The following is a 7,894-nucleotide window of genomic DNA, read 5'->3' on the forward strand; positions in this document are numbered from 1 at the left end:
ACATTTTAGCATATATTTGGTAAATGCGCTAGTATTTAACGGTAAAGCCGTCGTAGAACGACGGGGTTTCAGACCCAAAATTTTCGATGACCCTAGATATTATCCCCGAAGGCGAAGAACGCAAAGTGGAAGCTGTCAGTAGTGCCGCCATTGATGGTGCGCCGATCGCCTATATTGTCGTCTTAGCGGCCATTGTCACTACCCTTTCTTTTATTCCCTTCTCCATTGTCCTCGCTTCCGGCGGTAGTATGCCCCTCAGTCAAGCGGTTTTTCCCCTCTTGGGTTGGTTACTCGGCCCGATCGCTGGAGCGATCGCTAGTGGCATTGGGTCCTTAATTGGGGCTTTCCTTGCCCCCTACACGGCAGGAATTCCCGCTATTTCGGTCTTTGGGGCAATTATATCCAGTTTTGTGGCGGGAACGATGGTTTTAGGCAAAAAACGCCGTTATTGGTGGTTAGGATTAACGTTAATTTTTCTGATTCCCCTGTTTATCTACGCTAACCGGGCGATCGGACTGAACGGCATTTCGCCACGAATCTTTATCGCTGGGGCTTTCGTCGATTGGTCAGCTTTGGTATTATTTATCCTACCAACCCGGACTCTTTTTACCCATTGGATCAAAGGTAGCAATTTGGCCCTAGTAGCGGCGGGAATTTTTGGCGGGACTTGGACCGCCAGCGGCCTCTCCCATTTAGGGGCCGTCGCCATTACCTACTCGATTTTTAACTGGCCCGAAGAAGTCTGGATCGCTTTAATTCCGATCATTCCTGTAGAAAATCTGATTCGTTCCCTCGTCGGTATGGTGATCGGTTGTGGTGTGATTGCCGGTTTACGGGCGATCGGTCTGGTTAAATCAAGAGAGGCGATCTACTAAGTAGGAAGTTTTCCTTTTGGGGGGTCGGGTGTCGGGACGGACGCAAAGGCAAGAATTGCCCCGTTGCGTCCAACCCCGCAGGAAAAAAAGAGGACTAGCGTTTTAGCCAACTCATCATCGCTCGTAGATCTTGGCCGACTTCTTCGATCGAATGTTCTGCCTCTTGACGACGCATAGCGGTGAACCCCGGTTTACCTGCTTGATTTTCGAGGACAAACTCTCTGGCGAATTGTCCCGATTGAATTTCCCCGAGGATTTTCCGCATTTCGGCCTTAGTCGCTTCCGTCACCACCCGCGGACCGCGAGTGTAGTCACCGTACTCGGCTGTATTGGAAATACTATCGCGCATTTTGGCTAAACCGCCCTCGACGATCAGATCGACGATCAGTTTTACCTCGTGTAAACACTCAAAATAGGCTAATTCGGGCTGATAACCAGCTTCCACGAGGGTTTCAAAGCCAGCTTTAATTAAAGCACTTAAACCGCCGCATAATACTGCCTGTTCGCCAAAAAGGTCGGTTTCTGTTTCCTCGCGGAAAGTGGTTTCCAAAACCCCGGCCCGAGTGCCACCGATACCTTTAGCGTAGGCCATCGCCCGCTCGCGTGCTTGGCCGGTAGCATCTTGATAGACGGCGAATAAACAGGGGACTCCTTGACCTTGTTCGTAGGTGCGACGGACGAGATGGCCCGGTCCTTTGGGTGCGACCATAACCACATCGACATTATCCGGGGGAACCACTTGACCAAAATGAATATTAAAGCCGTGGGCAAAAGATAACACCTTGCCTGCGCTTAAATTCGGGGCAATTTCGTTGAGATAAATCGTTTTCTGCACTTCATCCGGTAAGAGTATCATGATCCAGTCGGCAATTTTAGCGGCTTCGGCCACATCATAAACCGGAATACCGGCTTCTTTGGCTTTGATTGCCGATTTACTGCCGGGATATAGACCAACAATCACATTAACGCCACTATCCTTGAGATTTAATGCGTGGGCATGACCTTGGGAACCATAACCAATAATAGCGATCGTTTTTCCCGCTAATAAATCTAAATTGGCATCCTCATCATAGTACATTCGTGCCATCGAAATCGCTCCTTAACTTCTTTTGTCACTGTGCAAACTCCTAATTATACGGGAAAATCACGCCCGTCAGAAGCATTTGATCGCCGGTTTCCTGGAGTCAGGAAAAAATAGTGCCTAGAAAAATTGAAATTTTCTCTAGATAATTGGGTATTCTAACTAGGGTCTGCTGAAAAAGTTTTTCGGTGGTGGTAGGAGTCAGGAGTCAGGAGTCAGGAGTCAGGAGTTTCAGGCTTTGTTGCCCTTGATTTTAAAAGGGTTTTACCATTATTCAGCAGACCCTAACTAGGCTTGGCTAAATAAATCTAAAAACCTTGTTGGGTAAGACTTTTAGACTTTTTTTACCTCAAAAAGTGCCAACCATTGGAGTGGTCGGGGGGAAAATTCCGGGACTTTTTCCCCGAAAATTAGGTAATTGACCCCCTGAAAATGGGTAAAACCCTACACCCCACACCCCACACCCTGCCACCACCGAAAAACTTTTTGCCGCAAACCCTAACTAGGTTTTTTGTCTAGACTTGGTTCTTTCACCAAAATTGATTACAATGTCACCATCAATAGGCACTTCCTCTCCTCTCCTCTCACCCAGTTAAGATTAACCTCGATCTGAACACAGATAATCGGGTTAGTACTTAGTGCCGAAATAGCTTATCTTCTTCTCGATTTTTACCTTTTCTGGGTAATTTACCCAGTCAGGATCGTTTATAGACTGATTTACTGCCTTGATCGACCCTAGATAAAATCAGGTCAAAAAATTATTGGCTTTGTTAATCACTAATTCTCTTAGAGCTGCTCAGGAAAATCTATGGTAAGTTTTTTTAAAAAGCTATTGACAAAAAAACCTCAAGGTGTTGGGTTAGAGATCACCCCGGAGCGTATTAACATAGCTCAGATCACCAAACAGGGACAAAATTATAAATTAGTTAAATGTTGTTCGTCGGATATCCCGGAAGGCATCTTTGAGGAGGGAAAAATCGTCGATTCCCCCGCTTTAGCGGAATTAATCCAAGAAGTCCTCAAGGAAAATAAAATTAACAGCAAACGAGTCGCTACTGGTGTGCCGATGCGCGAGTCAATTATCCGGATTATCCCCATTCCCTCGGAATTGGACGATCAGGAATTGCGAAATCTGGTCTTAAATCATGAGGCTAGTTTATACCTTCCCTATCCTCGCGAGGAAGTGGATCTCGACTACCAAAAACTCGGCTACTTTCAGGATGAAGACGGGATCGAAAAAGTACAAGTATTATTAGTTGCTACTCGTCGGGAGATTACCGATGCCTATATGGAAACCTTCCAACAGGCAGGATTACAGGTAGATGTGCTAGAAATTAATAGTTTTGCCCTAATTCGGACGATTCGCGAGCATTTGCGACAGTTTAGTTCCAATGAAGCCGCCGTTATTGTTGATATAGAATTTGATAACACGGAAATTGCCATCGTGGTTGACGGCGTTCCCCAATTTTCCCGCACTGTCCCCATCGGCACTTTCCAGCTACAAAATGCCCTCTCTAGGGCGATGAATTTGCCCACCTCCCGCAGTCCTGAGATTCTTTTGGGGATGACAATTCCGATTATTTCCTTTGATAGTCTTAGCACCAATACCGGCACTTCCGGGGCCCCTACTAACGCCGGGATGACGGCAATGATGCGCGTTTTAGGGGAATTAACCGATGAGTTACGGCGATCGATTAATTTCTATCTTAACCAAAGTGATGAACTGGAAATCGTCCAGTTACTTTTAGCCGGTCCCGGGGGCGGTTTAGCGCAACTAAACGAATATTTTACTCAACGTCTCAGCGTCCCCGCCATGGCAATCGATCCGATCGCATCACTGAACTTAGATACAACTCAAGAGATTCCTAATATCGAAAGACCTGGATTAGGAACAGTTCTCGGTTTAGGATTACGGGAGGTATAGACAAAAATTATGTATAGTCTTGACGTTAATTTTCTTAAGGATCGCCATCTCCAGCAAACGGGCAAAGGAACAACCCCCGCGGCCAAGATTTCCACCGCTATTAACCTGCGTAAACAAACACCCCTGTTGATCGGTGTGGGAGTGGGGGCCGGATTATTGACACTGACGGGATTACTCGGTTTAATCGTCGGTTGGCAAACCAGCGAAACTCAGGCCAAAATTCAGCAACTGGACGCGGAATTAGGTCAACTGCAAGCCCAAAGCAAAAAGCTAGAAGACCTGAGAGCGCAATTAACGGCAGTAGAAGGAGAAAATCAATCTCTGGTAACTGTATTCAATCAGATTAGGCCTTGGTCAGCCATTCTTCAAGAAATTCGCCAACAAACTCCCCCTAGCGTCCAGCTAACCAGTGTGCAGCAGGTGGAGGTTCCCGCCGCCCCAGATCAAGGGCAACCGAATCCAGCTACTCAGTTAAAAATCAGTGGTTTTGCCAGTAGTTACGAAGCAGTAAATGATTATCTCTTAACCCTGCAAGCTTCTCCTTTTTTACAGGGCAAGAAAACCGCGATCGAAAGTGCTGCCCTAGCCGATTTACCCGTACAGGTGGACAATGAGTACAAAAATATTAATATTACTTTCCCCCAAGCGGTTCAATTTGTGATCACCGCCCAATTAAGTGATACTCCCGCTACTCAACAACTGCTCAATCTTGCCCGCAATGGCGCGATCGGAGTTGTCACTAGGATTAATACTCTCAAACGCCAAGGAGCCATTCAACCATGACCTTTGCCGAAGAATTTGAAGATCGGGAATTAGAGGAATTTGAAGAGTATCCTATCGCTTTCGGGATAACTTTTACTCCCCGCAATAGTGGCATCGCTGCTGGTGTGGTGGGTTTACTAGGTTCTTTCTATCTGCTTTTTAACTGGGTGATGCCCGCTTATAATACCTTGCAACAGTTGCAAAACGATGCAGCTGGCAAACAACAACAGTTAGATCAACAAAAAAGCGGTCTGAGAGCCTCCGACTTCCAAACAATCGAGAGTCAGTTGCAAGAAAAAAAAGCTATTAAACAGCAAATACTCGCGCTTTTTGCCAAAGAAAAGGACTTAAGCACGATTCTCTTAGATATTAGTAATATCTTTAAGTCTCGCAATGTTAAGCTGATTAGCTTCCAACCCCAAGGACTAGAACCAGTGGTGGTTTCCGATGGTTCCCTCGGTAGCGCGGTTAATAATAAGCTCAAACGTCAAACTCTGAACGTCAAGATCGAAGGGAACTATGCTAACACTCAAGAGGTTATTCGGGATTTAGAAAGATTACAGCCGCTCATTTTGCTAAACAGTCTCAATACCCAGATAGAAAAGGAAGGATCGGCGGTTAAAGTGGTTAGTACCGGCAACAATAAAGCCACTATCGTTCCCCAAGGCGATAAACCCGTTACTACCACCTTTCTTCTCGATGTGATTATTCCTCTCAATGCCGAAGAATTAGCGAAATTAGCACCGCCACCCCCCGCCGCTGGTCAACCCCCCGCCGCTGGTCAACCCCCCGCTAGTCCGCCCCGATAATAGTCTTCAATCCGGTGTGAGTATTGCGTTTTTTGTCCGTTGAATCCCGTAATTGTTGAGGAGTGAAGTTAAAGTGAATCCGTCCCGCTATGCCCTGTTTATCCCCCAAATTGCCTCGTTTTTATTGATGGCTCCCCTGAGCGCTTTGGCCGAAACCCCCATTTCCTTCCATGGTTCAGAGTTAAAATCCCCTACATTAAAAGTTGAATTTTGGCAAGAGTTTAGTCAAGAAAATTTACAAAAGTCGCCAAATCAGCTTGTCCCTTCAAGCGCAGCCGTACAAAAGGAAATCAGCGATCGCATTTTAGCTAGTGAAAAACTGCTCGCCCAAAGTGCGCCCCTTGTCCCCAACCCGGAAATTATCATTCAAGGCGCACCCCAAGCCCCCGGTGTTCCCACCCTACCCCGGGCCGTCGCCCCACCGGTGGGAGATATTGCCATCTCTAACATCGATGCTAGTGCCGAAAAGGTCAAATTCGAGCGTAATATGACTGTACCTCGCATTTTACTGCGGGAAGCTTCCGCTAGAGAAGTGTTAATGACCCTTGCTAACTATGCCGGTTATAACGTCGTTTTCACCAGCGCCCAGGGGGAAGCTAACGCCACCTCTCAGACAGTTTCCTTGGAATTTACTAACGAATCGGTGGAAAACATTTTTAACGCCGTGTTGTTAATTTCCGGACTCCAGGCTAACCGTCAGGGTAAAACCATCTTTGTCGGGGCGCAATTACCCCAAGGGGCTCGTAATCTGATTAGCCGCACCCTGCGTCTCAATCAAGTTAAAGCTGTCGCCGCCGCCATTTTCCTCGCCACCCAAGGGGCGGAATACCAGCGTTTAGTTACCCAAACCGAGGATATCGTCGATCCCCTCACCGGACGAGTAACCGGTCGCCGGGATGTTGCTCCCACCCTAGAGCCACTGACCCCCCAAAACACAGAAGGATCAAAAGCTGCCTTACTTTTAACTGGTTTAAGAATTGCCGCCGATGATCGCCTTAATTCTATCAATTTAATCGGCGAACCCCGACAAGTCCAGATCGCCACCTCTTTATTAACCCAACTGGATGCTCGTCGCCGTCAGGTGGTGGTTAATGTGAAAGTTATCGATGTCAACCTGCTCAATACAGACCGCTTTAACAGTAGTTTTTCCTTCGGTTTTAACGATGGTTTCTTCGTTCAAGATAACGGGGCAGCAGTGCTGAACTTTGGTAATATGAACCCACCTACTAGCTCAACTGTAGGCAGACCGGGGGCTTTCGCACAGCCTGTTGTACCGATTTTTGATATCATATCGGGTACGGGGACAGCAGAAATTCAAAATTTTCTTGACATTCAGAATGGCGCTCCCTTTGGCCGTGTTAACCAGGGACCGAGTGACTTTTCAGGGGGTCTAACACCCTACTCGCGCCCTAGTTTTGGTCGGATTAGTAATCCTTTTCAGCCCGGATTGAGTGACTTTACTCCTGGTGAACCAGCCACGTTCAATCCCATCACCGGAGTCACTACACCGGGTAAACCAGATGTCTTCACCTATGAACCCCCGACCCTCTTCCAATATCCCCAAAAATTCCTGATGACCCTGCAAGCCTCAATTCAGACAGGAAATGCCAAGATTCTCACCGATCCCTCGCTGGTGGTGCAGGAAGGTCAACAGGCCACCGTTAAGCTCACCGAGAAAGTGCTAGAAAGTGTCGAGACCAAGGTAGATCCTCTCAGTGGCGAACGCACCACTGTCCCTGTACTGGCCGATGCTGGATTAACTCTAGCGGTAAACGTCGATCAGGTGGATGATAACGGTTTTATTTCCCTGTCGGTTAGCCCTACCATCGCCTCTCCGGGGTCTCCAATTCAATTTAATAGCGGTGGTCTGACAGTCAACACCCTTACCCCTCTGATTCGTCGGGAATTGACTTCTGGTTTAATTCGTCTCCGGGATGGACAGAGTTTAATTCTTTCCGGCATTATCCAAGAGCGCCAACAGAGTTCTGAGACAAAAGTGCCGATTTTAGGCGATATTCCCATTTTAGGGGCTTTATTCCGCAGTCGTACCAATCGCAACGATCGCTCGGAGGTGATTATTCTCCTCACGCCTAAAATTATCGAGGATACGGCCACCTCTACCCTCGGCATCAACTATCAACCGGGCCAAGATGCGGCGGAAATGCTTCAGCGTCAAGGTTTCCCCGTACAACCGCGACAGTAATCAGTAATCAGTTATATAGGGTTTGCTGAATAAATCTAAAAACCTTGTTGGGTAAGACTTTTAGACTTTTTGTCAATCAAAAAGTACCAGTTCTGGGAGTGATCGGAGGAAAATTCCGGGACTTTTTCTCTGAAAATTAGGTAATTGACCACCTGAAAATCGGTAAAACCCATCCCCCATCCCCCATCCCCCAACCCCCAACCCCCAACCCCCACCGAAAAACTTTTTCAGCAGACCCTA

At 47.3% G+C, this 7,894-nt stretch carries 6 protein-coding genes; 5 read left to right on the top strand and 1 reads right to left on the bottom strand.

Translation table 11 applies throughout. From position 1 onward, the window contains the following. The first annotated feature begins 86 nt into the window (after positions 1-86). Complete coding sequence (locus tag BGL89_RS09650; RefSeq protein WP_286825531.1) at positions 87-875, top strand: ECF transporter S component; 789 nt, start codon at positions 87-89, stop codon at positions 873-875. Between the two features lie 94 nt (positions 876-969). Here BGL89_RS09650 and ilvC read toward each other — a convergent pair whose 3' ends face one another. Then, entirely contained in the window at positions 970-1,962 is a 993-nt protein-coding gene (ilvC, locus tag BGL89_RS09655) for a ketol-acid reductoisomerase (RefSeq protein ID WP_286825532.1), read from the bottom strand. An 802-nt stretch (positions 1,963-2,764) separates the two neighbouring features. Here ilvC and pilM point away from each other — a divergent pair. The 4 genes from pilM to BGL89_RS09675 all read left to right on the top strand — a co-directional run bounded on the left by pilM (position 2,765) and on the right by BGL89_RS09675 (position 7,654). Further along, positions 2,765-3,880 (top strand): type IV pilus assembly protein PilM, encoded by a 1,116-nt coding sequence (gene pilM / locus BGL89_RS09660; protein WP_286825533.1) that lies wholly within the window; start codon positions 2,765-2,767, stop codon positions 3,878-3,880. A 9-nt stretch (positions 3,881-3,889) separates the two neighbouring features. After that, positions 3,890-4,663: a PilN domain-containing protein gene (locus tag BGL89_RS09665; RefSeq protein WP_286825534.1), complete on the top strand. Its 774-nt coding sequence runs from the start codon at positions 3,890-3,892 to the stop codon at positions 4,661-4,663. After that, positions 4,660-5,451 (top strand): pilus assembly protein, encoded by a 792-nt coding sequence (locus BGL89_RS09670; protein ID WP_286825535.1) that lies wholly within the window; start codon positions 4,660-4,662, stop codon positions 5,449-5,451. Before BGL89_RS09665 ends, BGL89_RS09670 begins: the two co-directional genes overlap by 4 nt. A 73-nt stretch (positions 5,452-5,524) precedes the next feature. Further along, positions 5,525-7,654, top strand: a complete 2,130-nt coding sequence (locus BGL89_RS09675; protein ID WP_286825536.1) for a secretin GspD/PilQ domain-containing protein — start codon at positions 5,525-5,527, stop codon at positions 7,652-7,654. Positions 7,655-7,894: the final 240 nt, after the last annotated feature.

It is taken from the genome of Microcystis sp. LSC13-02 (assembly GCA_002282935.1).
Classification (GTDB): Bacteria; Cyanobacteriota; Cyanobacteriia; order Cyanobacteriales; family Microcystaceae; genus Microcystis.